This window comes from Nonomuraea indica (assembly GCF_002850745.1).
In the GTDB taxonomy this organism is placed as follows: Bacteria; Actinomycetota; Actinomycetes; order Streptosporangiales; family Streptosporangiaceae; genus Nonomuraea; species Nonomuraea indica.
Genome location: NZ_KZ559486.1, coordinates 2943 through 24215, shown reverse-complemented (window position 1 = coordinate 24215; position 21273 = coordinate 2943). Strand labels below are relative to the sequence as shown.

General features: G+C 70.6%; 20 protein-coding genes. 3 read left to right on the top strand and 17 right to left on the bottom strand.

Annotated features, from left to right (window positions below; genetic code table 11):
• Window positions 1-171: 171 nt before the first annotated feature.
• Entirely contained in the window at window positions 172-1194 is a 1023-nt protein-coding gene (locus tag CXR44_RS33845) for a suppressor of fused domain protein (RefSeq protein ID WP_101790229.1), read from the top strand.
• Window positions 1195-1252: 58 nt separating this feature from the next.
• Here CXR44_RS33845 and CXR44_RS33840 read toward each other — a convergent pair whose 3' ends face one another.
• The 6 genes from CXR44_RS33840 to CXR44_RS33815 form a co-directional block, all read right to left on the bottom strand.
• On the bottom strand, window positions 1253-2092 hold the full coding sequence (locus CXR44_RS33840; RefSeq protein ID WP_245899751.1) for a phosphatidate cytidylyltransferase: 840 nt from the start codon (window positions 2090-2092) through the stop codon (window positions 1253-1255).
• Window positions 2093-2150: 58 nt separating this feature from the next.
• Window positions 2151-2708 (bottom strand): ribosome recycling factor, encoded by a 558-nt coding sequence (frr, locus tag CXR44_RS33835; protein ID WP_101790227.1) that lies wholly within the window; start codon window positions 2706-2708, stop codon window positions 2151-2153.
• A 42-nt stretch (window positions 2709-2750) separates the two neighbouring features.
• Entirely contained in the window at window positions 2751-3449 is a 699-nt protein-coding gene (pyrH, locus tag CXR44_RS33830) for a UMP kinase (protein ID WP_217709034.1), read from the bottom strand.
• Window positions 3450-3584: 135 nt separating this feature from the next.
• Entirely contained in the window at window positions 3585-4418 is an 834-nt protein-coding gene (tsf, locus tag CXR44_RS33825; RefSeq protein WP_101790225.1) for a translation elongation factor Ts, read from the bottom strand.
• 659 nt (window positions 4419-5077) lie between these two features.
• Window positions 5078-5989, bottom strand: a complete 912-nt coding sequence (gene rpsB, locus CXR44_RS33820; protein ID WP_101790224.1) for a 30S ribosomal protein S2 — start codon at window positions 5987-5989, stop codon at window positions 5078-5080.
• A gap of 329 nt (window positions 5990-6318) precedes the next feature.
• Entirely contained in the window at window positions 6319-6933 is a 615-nt protein-coding gene (locus CXR44_RS33815) for an ArsR/SmtB family transcription factor (protein ID WP_245899750.1), read from the bottom strand.
• A gap of 292 nt (window positions 6934-7225) precedes the next feature.
• Here CXR44_RS33815 and CXR44_RS33810 point away from each other — a divergent pair, with 292 nt between their 5' ends.
• Together CXR44_RS33810 and CXR44_RS42040 are read left to right on the top strand one after the other, a co-directional pair.
• Entirely contained in the window at window positions 7226-8521 is a 1296-nt protein-coding gene (locus CXR44_RS33810; RefSeq protein WP_245899761.1) for an MFS transporter, read from the top strand.
• A 30-nt stretch (window positions 8522-8551) separates the two neighbouring features.
• Window positions 8552-9940 carry a murein hydrolase activator EnvC family protein gene (locus CXR44_RS42040; protein WP_342748629.1) on the top strand — a complete coding sequence of 463 codons (1389 nt, stop codon included), beginning with the start codon at window positions 8552-8554 and terminating at the stop codon, window positions 9938-9940.
• A 295-nt stretch (window positions 9941-10235) separates the two neighbouring features.
• Here CXR44_RS42040 and CXR44_RS33800 read toward each other — a convergent pair whose 3' ends face one another.
• The 11 genes from CXR44_RS33800 to rimM all read right to left on the bottom strand — a co-directional run bounded on the left by CXR44_RS33800 (window position 10236) and on the right by rimM (window position 20820).
• Window positions 10236-11120: a tyrosine recombinase XerC gene (locus CXR44_RS33800; RefSeq protein WP_101790221.1), complete on the bottom strand. Its 885-nt coding sequence runs from the start codon at window positions 11118-11120 to the stop codon at window positions 10236-10238.
• A 631-nt stretch (window positions 11121-11751) separates the two neighbouring features.
• A complete protein-coding gene (gene dprA / locus CXR44_RS33795; RefSeq protein WP_245899748.1) occupies window positions 11752-12984 on the bottom strand; it encodes a DNA-processing protein DprA in 1233 nt (410 codons plus the stop codon).
• 560 nt (window positions 12985-13544) lie between these two features.
• A complete protein-coding gene (locus CXR44_RS33790) occupies window positions 13545-15080 on the bottom strand; it encodes a YifB family Mg chelatase-like AAA ATPase (RefSeq protein ID WP_101790219.1) in 1536 nt (511 codons plus the stop codon).
• Window positions 15081-15434 (bottom strand): YraN family protein, encoded by a 354-nt coding sequence (locus CXR44_RS33785; protein WP_101790218.1) that lies wholly within the window; start codon window positions 15432-15434, stop codon window positions 15081-15083.
• Between the two features lie 446 nt (window positions 15435-15880).
• Window positions 15881-16204 carry a DUF2469 domain-containing protein gene (locus tag CXR44_RS33775; protein WP_026215037.1) on the bottom strand — a complete coding sequence of 108 codons (324 nt, stop codon included), beginning with the start codon at window positions 16202-16204 and terminating at the stop codon, window positions 15881-15883.
• 39 nt (window positions 16205-16243) lie between these two features.
• Window positions 16244-16912 carry a ribonuclease HII gene (locus tag CXR44_RS33770; protein ID WP_101790216.1) on the bottom strand — a complete coding sequence of 223 codons (669 nt, stop codon included), beginning with the start codon at window positions 16910-16912 and terminating at the stop codon, window positions 16244-16246.
• Window positions 16913-17347: 435 nt separating this feature from the next.
• A complete protein-coding gene (lepB, locus tag CXR44_RS33765; RefSeq protein ID WP_101790215.1) occupies window positions 17348-17941 on the bottom strand; it encodes a signal peptidase I in 594 nt (197 codons plus the stop codon).
• Window positions 17941-18804 (bottom strand): signal peptidase I, encoded by an 864-nt coding sequence (lepB, locus tag CXR44_RS33760; protein WP_101790214.1) that lies wholly within the window; start codon window positions 18802-18804, stop codon window positions 17941-17943. Before lepB (CXR44_RS33760) ends, lepB (CXR44_RS33765) begins: the two co-directional genes overlap by 1 nt.
• A gap of 212 nt (window positions 18805-19016) precedes the next feature.
• The gene (rplS, locus tag CXR44_RS33755) at window positions 19017-19379 is read right to left on the bottom strand and encodes a 50S ribosomal protein L19 (RefSeq protein ID WP_101790213.1); all 363 of its coding nucleotides are present in this window, start codon (window positions 19377-19379) and stop codon (window positions 19017-19019) included.
• 137 nt (window positions 19380-19516) lie between these two features.
• A complete protein-coding gene (gene trmD / locus CXR44_RS33750) occupies window positions 19517-20296 on the bottom strand; it encodes a tRNA (guanosine(37)-N1)-methyltransferase TrmD (protein ID WP_101790273.1) in 780 nt (259 codons plus the stop codon).
• A gap of 23 nt (window positions 20297-20319) precedes the next feature.
• Entirely contained in the window at window positions 20320-20820 is a 501-nt protein-coding gene (gene rimM / locus CXR44_RS33745; protein WP_101790212.1) for a ribosome maturation factor RimM, read from the bottom strand.
• Window positions 20821-21273 lie beyond the last annotated feature (453 nt).

Below are 21273 nucleotides of genomic sequence, written 5' to 3'. Positions count from 1 at the left end.
ATCCCCTCTGACGGTCCCGGCCCACGGTGACCCGGCAGCACGGAACGCCCTGCCGTACGCACGGACCGCATGCGGACCGTCCTGCTCCATCCGCGGCAGCCCGCCATGCGGACGGACCATCCTCGCCGTACGGGTCGCCTGAGGTGGTCGGCCGTTCTACAGTCGTTGCGTATGGCGATTTTCCGGTCGGCGTCCAGCGAGGGACGGACCGAGGTCGTCCTCACCGCCGGCAACCCGTACGGGAGCCGGACACTCGTGGTCGAACGAGACGAGGACGCCTCGGTGGCCTACCTGTGCTCCCCCGACGGCACCGTGCACGGCGCGGTGTGGCTCGCCAACCACCGGCCCGCCCCGGAGACGGTCGATCCGGGCAGGGTCTCCGCCGGCCTGCCGCCCGTGATGCCGGCCCCCCACACGACGCACCCGGCCGGTCGGCGGCCCCTCGGGCAGTTGACCGCCCTGTGGTTCGAGGAGGGCGACGGGGTGGCCCTCTACGAGGACGACGACCTGCTCGCGGTGATCCCCGGCTGGGCCGACATGGGCAGAGGCATGCCCGGGTACGCCCGGGACGCGGTGGGTGAGACGCCGTTCGCCTGGGCCCTGTCGGAGGCGCTCGAAGGGCTGGACCCGCGCATCTCCAACGCCCGCTCCTACTGGCGGTGGCGGCACTCTCAGGGGTCGTGGCCGTCGTTCCAGCAGTTCGTGATGAGCCACCTCGACCGGGTGCTCGGCCCTGCGGGCCGCTACTGGGACGTCAGCGGCGAGCGACTGCCCACCGTGGGCATCACCGAGCGGCCGCCGCACGCCGGCCGGGCGTTCACGGTGCTGTCCACCGTCGGCATGAGCTGCCAGCGCATGCCGACGGTCGAGCAGTGGATCGACAAGCCCGACGCCTACGCCCGTGTCGAGCTGGCCGTGGCCACCCGCGACGACCCTCGCGAGGTGGCGCTGCTGCTGGTGTGGCTGTCGCAGTATCCGTGGCACTCGGTCACCTGGCTGGGCCACGGGCACACGGCCAAGTGGTATCACGAACCGTCGACGTTCCCGCTCGGGCCGCAGTACGCCGGCGTGCTCATGCTGGCCGAACAGCCCGGCATGCCGCACATGTCCGGCTTCACGTTCGGCGGCGAGGGCGTCCGCTGGCTGTGGCTGGTGCCGGTGACCGCCCGGCAACTGGACGAGCACCGCCACTAGACCCGTTCAGCTGGTCCCGCCGCCGCTGCGCCGCGCCCGGCGCCCGGGAGACCAGGCGTCAGAAGAACAACGACAGCAGCAGCCAGACCGGGACCAGCGTCGTCACCAGCGAGTCGAGCCGGTCCATCAGCCCGCCGTGCCCCGGCAGGATCGATCCGAGATCCTTGATGCCGAGATCTCGCTTGATCATCGACTCGACGAGGTCGCCCGCGGTCGCCAGCATCGCGCCCAGCGCGCCGATCAGCGCGCCCTGCCAGATCGCCCCGTCGAAGAGCCAGACGACCAGCCACGCCCCCACGGCCATGCAGGCGATGACCGACCCGGCGAACCCCTCCCAGGTCTTCTTCGGGCTGATGACGCTCATCTTGTGCCGCCCGAACAGCACGCCGGCGATGTAGCCGCCGATGTCACTCGCCACCGTGACCGCGATGAACACGACCACCCGGCTCCGCCCGTCCGGCGGCGCCAGCAGCAGCGCGACGAACCCCGCCAGCAGCGGCGGGTACGCCAGCAGGAAGACCGACGCCGTCGCGTCCCGGACATAACCGTCCGTGCCGTCGCTGAACATCCGCCAGATCAGCAGCACGAACGTGGCGACCACGAACGTGCCCAGCAACCAGACCGGCCCACCCCAGTAGGCCCCGGCCTGCATGGCGGCCAGCGCCACCAGCACCGGCACCACCGGCACCCGGATGCCGCGCGTGGCGAACGCCCGTACCAGCTCCACCGTGCCGACCCCGACGGCCGCCACCACCACGAGCAGGAAGAGTTCCTTGATCGTGTAGAGGGAGGCGATGACCAGCGTGCCCAGCCCCACGCCCACCGCGATCGCGGCGGGCAGGTTTCTCCCGGTACGGCTGCCGCCGCTCGGGCTGCTGCCAGCCGTACGTTCTTCCACTGAGACTCTCCATATGCCACGGCCCTCGCCCCGGGGCGAGGGCCGTGCGGCGCGCCGCTCAGACCTCGAGCAGCTCGGCTTCCTTGTGCTTGAGCAACTCGTCGATCTTGGCGACGTGCTTCTGCGTGATGTCGTCGAGCTCTTTCTCGGCGCGCCGGACCTCGTCCTCGCCGGCGTCGCCATCCTTGATCATCTTGTCGAGGGTCTCCTTGGCCGCACGGCGGATGTTCCGCACCGAGACCTTGGCGTGCTCGCCCTTGTTCCGGGCGACCTTGATGTACTCCTTGCGGCGCTCCTCCGAAAGCTCGGGGAACGTCACCCGGATCACCGCGCCGTCGTTGCCCGGGTTGACGCCCAGGTCGGAGTCGCGGATCGCCTTCTCGATCGCGGCCATCGAGCTCTTGTCATAGGGCTGGATGATGACCATGCGGGCCTCGGGCACGTGGAACGAGGCCAGCTGCTGAATCGGTGTCGGCGAACCGTAGTAGTCGGCACTGATCTTGTTGAACATGGAGGGGGTGACACGACCCGTGCGGATGCCCGCGAAGTCCTCCTTCGCGACCGACACGGCCTTGTCCATCTTTTCCTCGGCTTCGAGGAGAGTTTCGTCGATCACAGCGGCTCCCTGTCTACTAGCTGGCGGATCGGGCTCGCTCCGTCATTTCCCTGCGGGACTCACCAGCGTGCCGATTTTCTCACCGCGGACCGCGCGCAGGATGTTGCCCTCGCCCATCAGGTCGAAGACCACGATCGGCAGGTCGTTGTCCTTGCAGAGGCTGATCGCGGTGGCGTCCATGACCTGCAGGTCGCGGATCAGCACCTCTCCGTAGTCGAGGTGGTCGAAGCGCACCGCGTCGGGGTTCTTGCGCGGGTCGGAGTCGTAGACGCCGTCCACCTGGGTGCCCTTGAGCAGCGCCTCGGCGCCGATCTCCAGCGCCCGCTGCGACGCGGCGGTGTCGGTGGAGAAGAACGGCGAGCCGAGCCCCGCACCGAAGATCACCACGCGGCCCTTCTCCAGGTGCCTGATCGCCCGGCGCGGCAGGAACGGCTCGGCCACCTGCTGCATGGTGATGGCGGTCTGGACTCTCGTCTCGACGCCGCGCCGCTCCAGGAAGTCCTGCAGCGCGAGGCAGTTGATGACCGTGCCGAGCATGCCCATGTAGTCGGCGCGGGCCCGGTCGATGCCCTGCTCGGACAGGGCCGCGCCACGGAACATGTTGCCCCCGCCGACCACCACCGCCACCTGCACGCCCTCGCGTACGGCCTCGGCGATGGAGTCGGCGAGATGGTCGACCACCAGCGGGTCGATGCCCAGCGGGTCGCCACCCGCGAACGCCTCACCCGACAGCTTCAGCATCACCCGCTTCCACCTCAGCGGGCTCTGGGACGGACCCGGATGCGAAGAAGCCGCCGACGTGGCTGGCTCCTGATTCTCCTGCACGGCGGCGGCCTCCTTCTTAGGCGGTTCGTGGGGCTGGGGGTTCGCTCAAGCCTAAGCCTGACCGACCTTGTAGCGAACGAAGCCCAGCACCTCGACGCCGTTCTCCTCGGCGTACTTGCCCACGCTCTTCTTGTTGTCCTTGACGAACGCCTGCTGGAGCAGGGTGAAGTCCTTGTACCAGCCGTTGACGCGACCCTCGACGATCTTGCCGATGGCGGCCTCGGGCTTGCCCTCCTCGCGGGTCATCTCCTCGAAGAGCTTGCGCTCCTTCGCGATGACCTCGCCCGGCACGGCGGCGGCGTTGAGGTACTGCGGGGCCATCGCGGCGGCGTGCTGCGCGATGTCCTTGGCCACGTCGGCGTTCGGCTTGTCGAGCTGCACGAGAACGCCGACGGCCGGGGGCAGCGCCGGGTCGGTGCGGTGCATGTAGGCGCCGATGTAACCGCCCTCGAGAACCGCGAAACGGCGGATCTCGATCTTCTCGCCGAGCGCGGCGTTGGCGACGTCGAGGTGCTCCTTGACGGTCTTGCCGTCGAAGGAGGACTCCAGCAGGGACGCCACGTCGGCCGGCTTGGTGGCCAGCACGTGCGCGACGACCTGGGCGGCCAGCTCCTGGAAGCGCTCGCCCTTGGCCACGAAGTCGGTCTCGCAGTTGAGCTCGAGCAGCGCAGCGGCGGCGTCGCCGTCCTGCTTGAGCGCGACCAGGCCGTTGGAGGCGGTGCGCGCCTCGCGCTTGCCTACGTCCTTGGCGCCCTTGAGGCGCAGCAGCTCGATGGCGCGGTCGAAGTCGCCGTCAGCCTCCTCGAGCGCCTTCTTGCAGTCCATCATGCCGGCAGCGGTGATCTCGCGAAGCCGCTTGACGTCGGCCATGTTCACGGAAGCCATTGCTTTTCCTCGTGGGATTTCGTCGTTGATCGGGTGGGTGCCGGGGGTCCGGCGCCCGCCCTCTGTCGTACGGCCCGGCGGGTGCCGTACGGGAGCCTGGCTTGCTCGGTCACTAACCCGAGCCGGTGGCCGCCCACCCGAGCCGTCCGGCCCTGGTCGGCGACCGTGATGTGCGGTCTGTCGAGGTGCGGTCTGCAGTGCGGCCCGTCGGTGTGCGGCCCGTCGAAGTGCGGTCTGCCCGGGTCGGGCCTGCCGGAGCGCGGTCTGCCGGAGTGCGGTCTGCCAAGGCACGGCCTCCCGATGCGTGGCGGTCGGTGCCCGGCCGGCAGCCCGGCCCCGGTTCGACTCCCCGGCTCCGAGCGCGCCGCCCGAGCCCGGCCGGCCGCAGGAGCCCGGACCTTCGATCGAACACCGGCCCGGTTCTTCACCCTCTGGCCTCGCGGCCACGAACCTTCAACGAATCCTTGCCCCGAAGCGCCCGAACCTCACCCGGGTCATCCGCTCAGTCTCGCCGCGAGGCCCCGGCCTGACGCCTTGCGGCGAGAGGCCAGGACCTCCGATCATGAGCCGGAGCCAGGAGCCACTCGTGCCTCCTGGCCGACCCGACGCAGTCGGGCGAAGACCATGGACCGGACCCGGACGGACCCGCTCCTGACGGGTCAGGCCTGCTGCTCGGCCTCGACGGCCGGAGCGGCCTCGGTCTCGGTCTCGGCGGCAGCCTCAGGAGCGGCCTCCTCGGAACCAGCGGCCTCGGGGGCGGCGGCCTCCGGAGCGGCGGCCTCGGCCTCACCGGCGCCCGTGCCCTGCTCGATCAGCTCGCGCTCCCACTCGGCCAGCGGCTCGGCGGCGGCGGGCTTCTCGTCGCCGCGAGCGGCGCCCGAGCGAGCCATCAGGCCGGCGGCGACACCGTCGGCGACGACCCTGGTCAGCAGGCCGACGGCGCGAATGGCGTCGTCGTTGCCCGGGATCGGGTAGTCGACCTCGTCGGGGTCGCAGTTGGTGTCGAGGATCGCGACGACCGGGATGCCAAGCTTCTTGGCCTCGCTGATCGCGATGTGCTCCTTCTTGGTGTCGACGACCCACACGGCGCTGGGCACGCGGCCCATGTCGCGGATGCCGCCGAGCGTGCGCTCCAGCTTGTCCTTCTCACGCCGGCGCATGAGGAGCTCCTTCTTGGTGAGCCCCGAGCCCGCGACGTTGTCGAAGTCGAGCTCCTCCAGCTCCTTCAGGCGCTGGAGCCTCTTGTGCACGGTCGAGAAGTTGGTGAGCATGCCGCCCAGCCAGCGCTGGTTGACGTACGGCATGCCGACACGGGCGGCCTGCTCGGAGATGGCCTCCTGCGCCTGCTTCTTGGTGCCGATGAACAGGATCGTGCCGCCGTGGGCGACGGTCTCCTTGACGAAGTCGTAGGCACGGTCGATGTAGGACAGCGACTTCTGCAGGTCGATGATGTAGATGCCGTTGCGCTCGGTGAAGATGAAGCGCTTCATCTTCGGGTTCCAGCGGCGAGTCTGGTGACCGAAGTGAACGCCGCTCTCGAGCAGCTGTCGCATGGTGACGACGGGGGCCATGTGCTGGTCCTCCAGGTCTGGGCGCCGTAGCGGGCAGGCGCCATTCTCGGTTGTGTCGCGGCAACCCGTCGGGTGCCGCCCTGATGCCCCGAACCGCTCCAGCCGAGCCGAGACCCGGACCGATGGTGCGATCCGCGATGGGGCATGCGAAGTCGGCCTGTGGTGACAGGCCATCGGAAAGTCTACCTCCCGCACCGCCCCCGCCCGACCGCCTGCGGCCAACAGCGTCCCGCCCCGACCCGCGACGTCACCCTCCGGCCGCGCGGCCGACGGCCCCCCGCGGCCGGCGCGCCTCCCGTACACCCCGGCGGGGCCACGCGGCGGCGGGATCACCTGGCGTCGTGGTCCTCGGTCGGCAGACCCGGCACCGGCCTCGGCGCGTGCGGGAAGAGATTGACCTGCGCCTCGGCGATCCTGGCGCCGCTCGGGGCGTCCTCGGCACGCCGGTGCTGGGCGGCGTACGGCCGGAGCAGCTTCTCGATCTCCGCGTTCAGCGACGCCAGTTCGGCCGCGTCCACCCGGAGCAGCGTACGGCTGAACCGGGTGGCCTCGCGCCATTCGTGCGACTCCTGGTCGAGGCCGGCCAGCGCCCGCTCCCCCTCCTCGTTCGCCGCCCTGCGCACCGCCCGGATGAGCAGCCCCTTGGCCTCACGCACCTCCGGCCGGTCGTCGGGCAGCACGCCGACGCTGAACGGCTCGTCCACGGCGCGCCACAGACGCTCCCGGCCGTCTCCGCGAGGCTCCGCGTCCCGTACGAATCCGTACTTCGCGAGCATGCGCAGGTGATAGCTGGCGGCGCTCGGCGTGATGCCCGCCACCTCGGCCACCTCGGTAGCCGTCGCGGGCACTCCCGTCCCCAGCCGGTTCAGGATGGCGAGCCTCGCCGGATGCGCCAGGGCCCGCATCGCCTTGGGGTCGCTCAGGCTCGCCCTTTCCTGCGTCATGCGCATCAAGGTACCCCGATCGCGATGCGAAGCATTGCCTTCATAACTATGAAGCAATACCTTCACAGTTATGAAGCGATCCTTTCAGAGTTTCCCGTTCCGTCGCACCCCACCACCGCCACCCCGCGATCCCATCCCCCCGAACCGCCGCACGGCAGCGCCGCCGGCTGCCCCGGGCTCCACACCTCCCAGCCCGCCGCAGAGCCCGGCCTCCACACCTCCCAGCCCGCCGCAGGGCCCGGGCTCCACACCTCCCAACCCGCCGCAGAGCCCGGGCTCCACACTTCCCAGCCTGCCAACCCCGAGCCCCCCGTCTCCCAGCGGCACCCCACCGACACCGGCGTCTTCCACGCCGCCGCTCCGCAAGCAGCGTGACTACCGGCTCCTCTGGACGGCCCGGACCACCTCGATCACCGGCTCCGAGGTGTCGAAGCTGGCCGTCCCCCTCACCGCGGTGACGTCACTCGCCGCCTCCCCCGCCGAGATGGGCCTGCTGACGGCCGCCGCCTCCGTACCCGCGCTGCTCATCGGGCTACAGGCAGGCGCGATCGCGGACCGGCTCACCCGGCACCGCCCTCTCATGATCGCCACAGAGCTGGTCTCCTGCGTGGCCGCGTCGGCGGTCCCCCTGGCCTGGTGGCTCGGCGTCCTCACCATTCCCCTCCTGCTGGCGGTCGCCTTCACCATCGGGGCGGCCGGAGTCCTGTTCAGAGCCGCGAGCTTCCCCCACCTGGCCGCCGTAGTCTCCCCCGATCAGCGAACGGCGGCCATGGCCGGCCTGAACGCCTCCTATTCGGTCGCCTCGGTGGGCGGGCCGGGACTGGCGGGCGCGCTCGTACATCTGCTGAGCGCCCCGATCGCCGTACTGGCCGAGGCCCTGACGTTCCTCGCCTCCGCCCTTCTGCTGCGCTCCATCCGCACCCCCGAACGCGCCGAACCCGCACCCTCGCGGGGCATGTGGCGCGACGTGGCCGAAGGCCTCCGGGTCGGTGTCACCCATCCCGTGTTACGAGCTCTGCTGGGCGCCGGAGTCACGATCAACTTCTTCGCGATGACGTACACGGCCATCCACATGCTCTACATGATCAACACGTTGGGCATCCCCCACGGGCTCATCGGGGCCCTCGTCGCCCTCAGCGGCCTGGGCGGCGTCCTCGGCGCCTGGGCCACCACCCGCCTGGCGAAACGATACGGGGAGGAACGGGTGATGCTCTTCTCCGTGCTGCTCTTCCCCATCGAGATCCTCGCCGTCGGCCTGCTCGCCGGTCCGCTCTGGTGGAAGCTCACGGTGCTCGCCCTCATGGGTACGGCCACAGGAGGCATCGTGGTGGCGTACGCCACGTGCATGAGCGCGATCGCGTTGCGGGTGACCGCCCCCGAACTCCGCGGCCGTGTCAACGCGACCATGACGTTCGCCGTGCAGGGCGTGATGGCCGTGGGCGGGATCACGGGCGGCCTGCTGGCCGAGCTCATCGGCCTGCGCCCCGTCATCATCGTCTCCGCGGCCGGGATCGCCCTCAGCGCCGTCTGGATCTGGACGTCACCGCTGCGCACCGCCTCTCGTGCCCCGCACGCCCAGCGTGGATGACCCGTGGGCCGACGGCGCTTCCTTCATCTCATGCCGCCCCCGCAGCCGCGCCACCCGAACCGATTGACCCCGAAGCAGATCTCACGCCACGATACGACGCTTCTCCCCACAGCCCGGCGCTCTGTCCACAGCCCGGCGCGCCCGGCGATGCCCTGTCCACAGAATGACGTTCAGCCACACGCCACCGGCCGCCCGCCGACGAAACTCGCGGGCATGCCTACCTTCCACTCCCCCACCGCCACGCACACCCGAGTCCACTCACATGATCGAACCCACTGGCACGCACAGGCCCTCCGACACGCGCGGGCCCTCCGACACACGCGGGCCTTCTGGCAGGCGCGGGCCCTCTGGCACGACCGGGCCCCGCTGCGTCAACCAGTGCAGCCGCGCGATCCGCCCCGCCGGCACGACCAGCCGCCCGCCCCCACCCGCGCCTCCAGGCTCCGTGCGCGCCGGGACGGGCTCACGCTCCCGACTCGAGCCTGCCCATCGGCCACCCGCGCGCGCCCGGCTACGCGGGCACGTCGCCGGGCAGGACACACCTCGGTGACCGCAACCGTGGCGACGGCGGCGGCGATCCTGTTCATGACCGCCGCCTCGTTCACCCGCGCCGGTCCGGCCGCAGCCGACCCTGCACCCTGGCGCTGGCCTCTGGACGGCCGCCCGAGAGTCCTGCACCACTTCGCCCCGCCACCCGAGCGGTGGCTGGCAGGGCACCGGGGGGTCGACCTCGCCGCCCCACCGGGCACGCCGGTGCTCGCCGCAGGGTCGGGAGTGGTGCGCTACGCCGGACCCCTCGCCGGCCGGGGCGTGGTGTCCATCGAGCACCCCGGCGGGCTCCGCACCACCTACCTCCCCGTCACGGCGTCGGTGCGGCGAGGGCAGCAGGTGACCCGAGGTGATCGGCTGGGAGTCGTGGCGGCGTCCCCCTCGCACTGCGCGGAATCATGCCTGCACTGGGGGCTCGTCCGCGCGCCCGTCTACCTCGATCCGCTGCTTCTCCTGGGCAGGTCCCGCGTTCGCCTCCTGCCCTTCTGGCCCGCCGGGCAGGCCGTCTGGCCCGCTGGGAAGGCCGTGCACGCAGCCGCTCCCATGACGACGTCCGGCCGAGGTCAGAGGGTTCCCCTGGCCGGCGACAGGGCGGCCACCCCAGACCGTACGAGGCCCCTCTCCCTCACGCTCCCCCCGACCCCCCGGCTTCCGGCCGTCATCCCCACCGAGGCGGTGCACCCAGCCCTTGTCCCAAGCATGAGAGCGGTCCTGATCTCAGCATCGCCCTTCGCAGTGGGACGCATCCCACCACCCCCACCGGGGCCCCCTACCCCCGCCCACCCAGCCGGGGCCACGTCCACAGGCACGAAGTCTCACGACCGACCCCACCGCGACCCGCCCACCCGACAGGACAGGTCCGTACCTTGACCCTGGCCGGCCGCTGCCGGACCGGATCCTACGTAGCGGCAATGCCGCGCGATCCCCACGGGAACGGCTCCGGCGTGTCCCCCCTGTGACAACAGATCGCGCAACCCTCGTGGCGTTCTCCTGGCGTGGCGTGCCCCCCTGACGTGGCGCCCCCTGACGCGGCGCACTCCCTAATGTGGCGTCCCCCCTGACGCGGTGCCCCCTGACGTGGCGTCCCCCCGGCGTGGTGCACTGCCTGATGTGGCGAACCTCCCTTAAGTGACATCCCCCTGGCGTTGCGTTCCCCTACATGGCGTCATGCCCTCGGGTGGGCTTGTCGGTACGCCGCCCGCAGCCGCTCGATCGAGACATGGGTGTAGATCTGCGTGGTGTTGAGTGAGGCGTGCCCCAGGAGTTCCTGAACGCTTCGCAGGTCGGCGCCGCCCTCCAGCAGGTGGGTTGCGGCGGTGTGCCTCAGCCCGTGGGGCCCGAGGTCCGGAGTTCCTTCCACATCTCGCAAGCGTCCGTGCACCACCCGACGCACGGTGCCCGCGTCGATACGGGCCCCCCGGACCCCGAGGAACAACGCCGCGCCGGAACCGGGCTTGATCCACAACGGCCGCCCGTGGACGCACCACCTGTCAACCGCGCGGAGCGCCGGCGTCCCGAACGGTACCGTCCGCTCCTTACGCCCCTTGCCCAGCACCCTGATGACATGGCGGTCGCGGTCCACGTCGTCCACGTCCAGCGCGCAGAGTTCGCTCACGCGGACGCCGGTGGCGTACAGCAACTCCAGGATGGCCTGATCGCGTAGTTCCTTGGGCTCACCCGCCGAGGGCCCCTCCAGCACGGCCCGAGCCTGCTCCTGGTCGAGTACCGCGGGCAACGATCGTGGCGCCTTGGCGCTCCCGAGCAGGAGCCCTGGATCATCCGGCAGCCAACCTTGGCGATGGCAGAACGCGGTGAACGTGCGCGCGCAAGCGGTCCGCCGTGCCAAAGTCGCCCGCGACTTTCCTTCAGCATGCTGTCCGGCCAGCCACTCCCGCAACGTGCCGACCTCGAGGCCGCCGAGTCTGCCGCCCAGATGCCCCATCAAAGCCCGAACGTCAGACAGGTAAGCCCGCACGGTATGCGGCGAAAGGTCCCGCTCGAACCGCAGATACCGCTCGAACTCACTTGTTACCTCATCGACATCCGCCATATCCCACCCATGTCCGCCCGCCGGCACACATCCTCAGCCACCGGCCCAGCACCGCGGCCACAGCCGCCACCAAGCCGATCACCTCTCTATCACTCGCGTCGTCAGGCACGTCTCCCCGCGTTGCCTCCAGCCCCTTCCCCATGAACATCACCCCCACTCCAGCACGTCACGAACCGGGCAGAGCGGTCACGGCACGGGCACTGGCGGGAAGACGCGCTGGTCAGCGCCAAGCCCTCCCATAGCCCACGTCACCCCCAGGCCACCCAGCCCAGCCCACGTCACACCCAGGCCATACAACCCAGATCGCACATCCCCACCCCGCCACGTCGCAACTCACAGCACACGTCATCCAAGGCATTACGCCACGCAAGGCCGTGCGCCAAGCCAGAGCGCACGCCACCCATGCCCCACGGCGCCCAGGCCGCGCGGACACCCCAGGTCCCACGACACCCCCGGAGCGACACCCCAGGCCGCACGAGACCCCCCGGAGCGAACAACACCCCAGGCCGTACGCCACTCCAGGCCGCACGCCAGCCCACGCCCACGCCCGGCCCAAGCCCCACGACATCTCAAGCGATCCGCCGCCTCAGACCACCACCTGCCTCAGTACGCCGCTACCTCGGGGCGCGTGTCATGCAAGGTCGGGTAGGGGTGCCGTCTGCTCTTGAGGGGGCATGGGTTCGGCAAAGGCGTCCGCTCCAGAGGAGTCCACGGGGTCCGGCACGGAGTGGTGCTTGCGGTAGGCGGCCGACGCCGGCGTGCGGATGCGCCATCCCTTTTCGACGCGTTCGACGTAGCCCGCTGCCGCGAGGCCTCCCAGCGCGCTGAGGGCGGCGTCCAGGGGCACACCTGCGGCCAGCGCGATCGATGCGAAGCCCGCCCCGCCGCGCGAAGGCACGGCATCGAGGACCTTCCTGGTCACATCGTTGAGAGTGTCGCGGGGCACAGCCGGACTCCGAGGGGGCGGGGCGAGGTCATCCCCCAGAACGCCCACCAGGTCGATCATCTCCTCATGTGTGGCGACGCAGACGGCCTTGCGCTCGCGCAGAAGCCGGTGACAGCCGGCCGACATGGACGAGGTGACAGGGCCGGGAACGGCCGCCAGGTGGCGGTTCAGCGTGAGGGCGTGGGCGGCCGTGTTGAGCGCGCCACTGCGCAGCGCCGCCTCCACGACGACAGTGCCCCGGGACAGGGCGGCTATCAGGCGGTTCCTGATGAGGAAACGTGCGCGGGTGGGGTGGACGCCTGGAGCGCACTCGCTGACCAGGACGCCCTGCTCGCGGACGGCGGTGAACAGATCGAGATGTCCGCGCGGGTAGGCGATGTCGACGCCGCATGCGAGGACCGCGACGGTGGGAGAGTCGGCTGCCAGGGCTCCGCGGTGTGCCGCGCCGTCGATCCCGTAGGCGCCACCCGAGATGACGGTCCAGCCCGCCTCGCTGAGGCCGAACCCGAACTCGGCCGCCACGTGGGTGCCGTACGACGTGGCCGAACGTGCCCCGACGACGGCAACGGATCGCAGGCAGGCGAAGCGCAGGTCGGCGGAGCCGTGCAGCCACAGTCCGAGCGGGCGGCTCGAGCCCAGTTGATCGAGTTGGGTCGGCCACTCAGGACTGCCTGGGACGATCAGTCTCGCTCCGGACCGCTCGCCGATGGCGATGTCCTCCGCCGGGTCCGCTGACGCGAGCCTGTTGTGCCAGGTGTGCAGCTTCTGATCGAGCCTGCTGACGCGCTCCTGTTGTGTTTCCCGGGCGACGAACGCCGGCGGGAGCGTCCGGCCGCGGATGGCCTCCCATGCCTTGACAGCACCGAGGGCGGCTACGAGACGGCCCATCGTCGTGTCTCCTGTGTCGGCGGCGCGCATGAGAGCGGCTCTGGCCACCAGTTCAAGGCTGCTCATCGTGACTCCTGAGGATCGAGGTGTTGAGGGCCGGCGAGGAGGAGGGGCCGGTGGAAGGGCCGGGTTCGTGGCGGGCCGGACTCGGCGGCCGAGCAGCCGCTCGTGGCGTCCGGGTGTCAGGACGGCATGCTTCGCGGCACAGCCGTGCTCGTGACAGCGGCGAGCTCACGAGGGCGGTCAGGATCGGGGCCAGCTTTCGTGGCCGTGCCTGCCGTGCCGTGCCGTGCCGCGTGGTGTGCCGGGCGTACGTGGCGTGCCGCGTGCCTTGCCGTGCCGCGTGCCTTGCCGTGCCGCGTGCCTTGCCGTGCCGCGTGCCTTGCCGTGCCGCGTGCCGTAGCCGTACCGCGCACCGCGTGCCGTGGCGGTACCGCGCACCGCGCGTCGTAGCGGTACCGCGCACCGCGCGTCGTAGCGGTACCGCGCACCGCGTGCCGTGGTCGTACCGTGTATCGCGTGCCGTGGTCGTGTGGCCTCGTCGGATGGGTGCAGTGCGGCATGGGGTGGCCGACGAGGTGCGTGCTCGGTCAGGTGCTCACGCCGAGCCATAGGGCGAGTGCCGTGCCGGTCTCATCGTGTCCTGGCTTGTCCTTCCCGGCCAGGTCTGCGACTGTCCAGGCGACTCTCACGACCCGGTCGAGCCCCCGAGCGCTCAGCGCGCCCGAGTCGAGGCAGGCGGTCACCGGCTTCATGGCTTCGTCCGACGGCCGGTAGTCGGTGTGCAGGGCCGTGGACGGGATCTCGGCGTTGGTGCGCCAAGGGGTGCCGGAAAGGCGGGCGGCCGCTCGCCTTCGTGCCTCGAGAACCCGCTCGGCGACGACCCGGCTCGACTCCACGAACTGGCGGTCGGCCATGAGCTCGCGTCTCGACGAACGGGCGACGGTGACCTTCATGTCGATGCGGTCGATGAGGGGGCCCGACAGCCTGCCGAGATAGCGGCGTCTGACCACGGGGGTGCACCGGCAGTTGTCGATGTTGTCCTGCGGTTGCGCGCAGGGACAGGGGTTGGCCGCCAGCACCAGCATGAACCTCGCCGGGAACGTGACCGAACCCGCCGACCTGGACACCGTCACGCGACCGGACTCCAGGGGCTGGCGCAGTGAGTCGAGCACATGGCGTGGGAACTCAGGAGCCTCGTCCATGAACAGCACACCCCTGTGCGCCAGGGAGACCGCGCCGGGGCGGACGACGGCGCCGCCACCGCCGATGATGGCGGCGGCGCTGGCCGTGTGGTGGGGGCTGACGAACGGCGGCCTGCTCACCAGCGGGCTGTCGGGCGGAAGGGTGCCGGCGACCGACTGGATGGCGGTGACTTCGAGCGCGTGGTCGAGCTCCAGGTCCGGGAGGAGGGTCGGCAGGCGTTCGGCGAGGAGGGTCTTGCCCGTGCCGGGCGGGCCGAGCATCCAGAGGTTGTGGCCGCCGGCCGCGCAGATCTCCAGCGCGCGACGCGCCACCGGCTGGCCGACCACGTCGGCCAGGTCGACGGCGGGACGGGTGACGGTGGACACCGGTGACTCGGGGTCGGGGGTCAGCGGCTCCGGTGGGTCGTCTCCCCGGCGGAGCCACTCGACGAGCTGCCGGAGGTCGGCCACCGGCACGACGCGAACGTCGGGCACGAGAGCCGCCTCCGCGGCGTTCGCCGACGGGATCACGACGGTGACGTCGTCGTGCCGGGCCGCGCCCAGCACGGACGGGAGAATGCCGCGCACGGGCCTGAGCCGCCCGTCAAGGCCGAGCTCGCCCAGGAAGAACGGCTCCGCGATGCGCTCGGCGGGGACCACACCGGCTGCACCCAGGATCGCGATCGCTATGGCGAGATCGAACTGGCTGCCTCGCTTGGGCAGGCTCGCCGGGAACAGGCTGACCGTGATGCGGGCGTCGGGCCACGGATAGTGGCTGTTGACCATGGCGGACCTCACCCGTTCGCGTGCCTCGCTCAGTGCCGTGTCGGGGAGGCCGATGAGGTGGATGCCGGCCAGGCCGTTGCCGACGTCGGCCTCCACCTCGACCGTGCGGCCGGTCACACCGGTCAGGGCGACGCTGCGGGTGCGTGCGACCGCCATCTAGACCACTCCCCGGACGTGACGCAAGGAATAGTCGCCCGCGAAGCGCTCCAGAGCGATGACGTCGACCCTGACCGTCGGGTACGTGCGAGGCTGGGACGCCAGCCATGTGGCGGCCAGCAGGCGCAGCCTGCTCAGTTTGGCCGGCCGCACAGCTTCGAGTGCCGTGCCGTGGGACCTGCCCGATCGGGTTTTGACCTCGACCACCACCAGCGTGGAGCCGTCTTCGGCGATGACGTCTATCTCGCCGTGGCGGCAGCGCCAGTTACGTTCGATGATCTTCATTCCCTCGGCTTCGAGATAGTCGACGGCTAGTTGCTCGCCGTGTCTGCCGAGGTCGTTCTTCGCGGCCATGTGCCACCTCCGGGCACGACCTTCGCCCAACCGGGGTGGGGAGGAGGCTCGCGAACGGGGTTCTGGGGAAAACGTCGTCCGAGGACGTGCAGCGTTGTGGACAACGGCGGGTGCCGACGGTGGGTGGCGTCCTCGCGTCGCGGGGAACAACTCGGCCGGCGGGTTCGACGGGCGCCATGATCGGCCTTCCCGCTGCTGGCTGTCCTGTGGCAGGTCGTGCCAGGCGCGGCTTCCCCCCACGAGCCCACCGTAAGGCGAGCCCAGCCGAAGACCGGGGGCGCCTCATCTGCTGCGTGCTCGGGGCGGTCGCGCTCGGCCGTCGCCTCTGGTGCTTCCGCCGCACCGGTCAGGTGGCCTTCACACGGGTACGGCCGGCCATGGCACGCGATCCCTGAAGTGCCGGCAACGGCTGGAGTGGAGGCGCCTGGAGTGGCTCAAGGGAGACGTCAGCCGGAGAACCCTTCCTTCGGCATCTCCAGGTCGGCCTTGGCCAGTTCTTCCACGTTGACGTCCTTGAACGTGACCACACGGACGTTCTTCACGAACCGCGCCGGACGGTACATGTCCCACACCCACGCGTCCTGCATCTTCACGTCGAAGAACACGTCGCCGTTCTCGGCGGTCCGGACGTCGAGGTCGACCGAGTTGGTCAGGTAGAAGCGTCGTTCCGTCTCCACGACGTAGGTGAACAGCCCGACGACATCACGGTATTCGCGGTAAAGCTGCAGCTCCATCTCGGTTTCATACTTCTCGAGATCCTCTGCGCTCATCGCGGTCCTCCTGTCGTACCGGTCCCCCGGTGTGCCTGGTCAGGCAACCCCGGCCCCTATTTCATTCTCGCCCATCTCTCTGGCCACCGTGACGAAGGAGAAACGGTGGTGCGGGCACGGGCCGTGCGTCTCCAGCGCGAGCCGGTGCGCTGCCGTGACATATCCCTTGTGATCGGCGAATCCGTAGGCGGGGAATTCGGCGTCGAGCGTAACCATCATCCGGTCCCTGGTCACCTTGGCCACGATCGAGGCCGCCGCCACGCAGGCCGCCACCTGGTCGCCCTTCCACACCGCCAGCGACGGCGCCGGCAGGCCCGGCACCGGGAAGCCGTCGGTGAGGATGTACGCGGGATCGCAGGTCAACTGCGCCACGGCGCGCCGCATTCCCGAGACGTTGCTGCGATGCAGCCCTCGGGCGTCGATCTCGGCGGGCGGGATGACGATGAGGCCGACGTGCGCCGACCGGACGATCTGGTCGTAGAGCCGCTCGCGCACGGCGGCGGTGAGGAGTTTGGAGTCACCCAGGCCCTGGATCTGCTTGCGCAGGACGACGGCGGCGACGACCAGCGGCCCGGCGCAGGCTCCCCGGCCGGCCTCGTCGACGCCCGCGATGGGGGCCAGACCTCGGCGGGCGAGCGCCCGTTCGTAGGCGTAGAGTCCGGAATCGCGCCGGACCACGCTCGGGCGGGGACGGAACGCAACTGTCATGACAGAGGCAGCGTACGCCCCATTCGCCGCAAACCGCGACCGGAAACCCCCGTCTGCCGGACCGCGCGAAACCGCCGGAATCCCCTACGCTGCCGCCTTTACCTGGTGGAGCCACCCCACCACGGCCGGCACCCGACCGCGCAGTGCCGCATGAAGGCCTGACCCGGCCGTCGCGATCCGGCACGCCCACCCCGGGCGAACGCCGGCCCGCAGTCACGCGGAGCCGGTTGATGTTAGCTCGCCCGGACGCCAGTCACGCAGGGGCCGGTTGGTGTCAGCACGCCCGGACGCCGGACCCCCAGTGACGCAGGGCCGGTTGGTGTCAGCTCGCCCGGACCGGACGCATGGACAGGGCGGGACGGTCGAGGGCGGCGGGGCCGTACGGGGCTCCGCACGCGCCACCGACCTGTTGCTGCCGGGCCGTGCGAGACGGGTCTACTTGACGTCGTCGAAGGTTTCGGGCCTGGTGAAGATGAGGCCGCGCGAGAGGGGCCAGTAGCGCATGACCGCCTTGCCGACCACCGCCTCTTCGGCGATGAACCCGCCCCCCGGCGCCTCCATGTGGCTGCGGGAGTCGGCCGAGGCGCTGCGGTGGTCGCCCATCAGCCAGAGCTTGCCCGGGGGAACCTTGACCTTGAACTCGTCGCCCGACGGGTAGTCGTCGGGGTACAGGTAGGAGGACTCGGCGAGCGGGGTGCCGTTGACCGTGATCCGCCGCTTGGAGTCGCAGCAGACCACCTGGTCGCCGCCGACGCCGATGACCCGCTTGATGGTGTCCTCGCCGTTCCAGCCCTTGAAGACGACGATGTCGCCGCGCTCCGGCTTGCCGGACAGCTTGTTGACGAACACCCGGTCGTTGATCTGCAGGGTGTTCTCCATCGACTCGGACGGGATGTAGAACGATCCCACCACGAACTGCTGGAGCACCAGCGCGATGCCCACGCCGAGCGCGAGGAGTAAGACGGTCTCGCGGAAGCCGCCCTTTTTCTTCTTCTGCTCCACGCCCTCCGCCTTCTCGGTGTCGGCCATCAGCGCGCCTTGCGCGAACGGCGCCTGCGCACCACCAGAACCAAGGGTACGGCCAGCGCGAATCCGGCCGCGAACGGCGTGGCTCCGCCGAGCGCCTGCAGCGCGGGCTGGGCGAACGTGTCGGGGATGGGCAGTGTCCCGGCCCGGGAGAACGGCCATACGATGACGAACGCCCGGCCGACGACCTGACTCTCGGGGATGGAGCCGCCGCCCGGGTCGCCCTGGTGGGCCCGCGAGTCGAGCGACACGGCACGGTGGTCGCCCATCACCCACAGGTGCCCTTCGGGCACCTTGACGTCGAAGAACTTGTCGGAGGGCTCGTTGCCGGGGAAGAGGTAGCTCTCCTCGTCGAGCGCGACGCCGTTGACCGTGACGCGCCCCTTGGAGTCGCAGCACTTGACGTGGTCGCCGCCGACGCCGATGACCCGCTTGATGTAGTCCCTCTCGCCGGGGACCACGCCGAACGCGGTGCCGATCCAGCGGAAGAACCCGGCGACGGGGTTGGCCGGCTCCTCCAGTTGGAACTCCTGGTCCCAGGAGTCGATGCCGGAGAACACCACCACGTCGCCGCGCTCGATGTCACGGGTGTGGTAGACGAGCTTGTTGACCAGGACGCGGTCGTCCTTGAGCAGGGTGTTCTGCATCGACTCGGACGGGATGTAGAAGGCCTGGATCACGAAGGTCTTGATGATCAGGGCCAGCACCAGCGCCACGACGACCAGGACGGGAAGCTCCTTCCAGAACGACCCTTTCTTCTCCTTGTCGCCTTTCGCCGGCTTCTGAGTCTCTTCGGCGACCACGTCCACCTCGTCCTCGACAGGGCGGCGCGCAGCAGCGCCGTACTCCTGGCTCTCGCTTGTCATCGCTGACGAGCCTAGATGATGCACCGGCTCGACAACGCCCGACCGACGTTACACCCGCGCCCGAGTCGCTCCACATAAAGAGAATTGCCCCGATAAAAGCGGATGGCCCGCGCGGAACGCGGGCCATCGGGCGGGACAGGCCGCACCGAGGTGGGCGGGCCGTCCGGCGGACCACCGCGCCCGGGTCGGCGCGGGCCACCGTCAACGCCGGGTCACTTGGCGGGCGTCGCCTCACGCTTCTCGCGGATGCGGGCGGCCTTGCCGCGCAGGTCACGCATGTAGTAGAGCTTGGCGCGACGCACGTCACCGCGGCTGACCAGCACGATCTTCTCGATGACCGGGCTGTGCACCGGGAAGGTGCGCTCGACGCCGACGCTGTAGCTCACCTTGCGGACCGTGAAGGTCTCGCGGGCACCGCTGCCCTGGCGGCGCAGCACGAAGCCCTTGAAGACCTGGATACGGGATCGGTTGCCTTCGACGACTCGGACGTGAACCTCGAGCGTGTCACCGGGACGGAAGTCCGGCACATCGCTGCGCAGGGTCGCCTGCTCGAGCTCCTGGATCTTCGTGTGCATGAGAGCTGTCCTCAAAGTCTCGCCAGCACGCGGAGGTCCACCCGGCCGGAGCTCGCGGCGGACACGCCTGCTGATGTGATGAGCCCGGGATCGGACCCCGGGCATGACAGACCAACCAAACGACGGTTGGCAACGCCTCAGTTTGCCATATCTTCCGGCCCGACGCGAAACGCCAGCTCCCGCAGAACCTCTCGGTCGCGCTTGTCGAGCGTCGCGGGGTCGAGCGCCGCCGCCAGCTCGGGCCGGTTGGCGACGGTACGGCGCAGCGCCTCGTCGCGCCGCCACCGGGCGACCTTGCCGTGGTGCCCGGACAGCAGCACGGCCGGCACCTCGTGCCCCCGCCACGCGGGAGGCTTGGTGTAGACGGGCCCTTCGAGAAGGTTCTGCATGCTGCCGGGGGCGAAGGAGTCGTCGACGGCCGAGTGGGCGTTGCCGAGCACGCCGGGCAGCAGCCGCCCGATGGCCTCCACCATGACGAGCACCGCGACCTCGCCGCCGGCGAGCACGTAGTCGCCGATGCTCAGCTCGTCCACCCGCAGCCGCGCGCCGTATTCGCGCATGACCCGCGAGTCGATGCCCTCGTAGCGGCCGCAGGCGAACAGCAGCCACGGCTCCGCCGCGAGCTCCTGCGCCACTTCCTGGGTGAACGGCCGGCCGCTCGGCGTGGGGACGATCATGCGGGGCGCGCCGTCGCCGACCACCTCGTCGATGGCCTCGCCCCAGACCTCGGGCTTCATGACCATGCCGGGGCCGCCGCCGTACGGGGTGTCGTCGACCGTCTTGTGCACGTCGTGCGCCCAGTCGCGGAGCTGGTGCACCCGTACGTCGAGGATGCCGCGCTCGCGCGCCTTGCCGATCAGCGAGACGTCGAGCGGCGCGAAGTACTCAGGGAAGATGGAGATGACGTCGAGCCGCATGGTGCCCGGCGTGGCCGGCTCTGTCACAGCAGCCCCTCGGGCGGGTCGACGACGAGCCTGCCGCCGTCGAGGTCCACCTCCGGCACGAGCGCCTTGACGAACGGGATGAGCGCGTCGTCCTGGCCGCCGCGGGCGACGACCAGGAGGTCCTGGCCGTGGTGCAGCACGTCGGTGACCTCGCCGACCCGCTCGCCAGAGGTCGTCACGACCGTGAGGCCGACGAGCTGGTGGTCGTGGAACTCATCGGGGTCGTCGGAGGGCTCCACCTCGGCGGAGTCGATGACGAGCATCGTGCCGCGCAGCTCGTCGGCGGCGTCGCGGTCGGCGACCCCGGCGAGCGCGAGCAGCAGGTTGCCCTTGTGCCAGCGGCGGCTCTCGATGACGAGCGGGCCGCGGCCGGGCGGGTCGGTGGCCAGCGACGCGCCCACGGCGAAGCGCAGCTCGGGATCGTCGGTGCGCACCTCCACGGTCACCTCGCCGCGCACTCCGTGCGGGCGGCCTATCCGGCCGACGACCAGCTGCACCTGAACCTGCCTTCTCTCACCCGATGTCTCCAGCGTGAACGCCCGTCCTCACGGGCGTGAAACCCACCTCGTACGCGATGGGCGCGGCCTGCTGCCCCGTCGTCCGGAGCGGCCGACCTCGGCAGCCGGCGGGACCGGCGACATGCCCGCCGGCCCATGGCCGACGCCCGTGGCCTCAACCGGGCCACCGCGATGGCCCTTGCGTGATCCCCCTGCCCGGCCTCTACCCAATGTCCACCCGTGAGCCGAAGCCCGTCCAGCGACGTCGGCCGCGCGGTGCCGGTGGCCGACGTCCGGCAGCCACCGGGCGACTGCCGGGACACAACCGTCAGTGCCCCGTTGCCGGGACACCACCCTCAGTGCCGCCCCGTTGCCGGGACACCACCCTCAGTGCCGCCCCGTTGCCGGGACACCACCCTCAGTGCTCCCTGGCCGCTGGTTGCCGGGCACCGG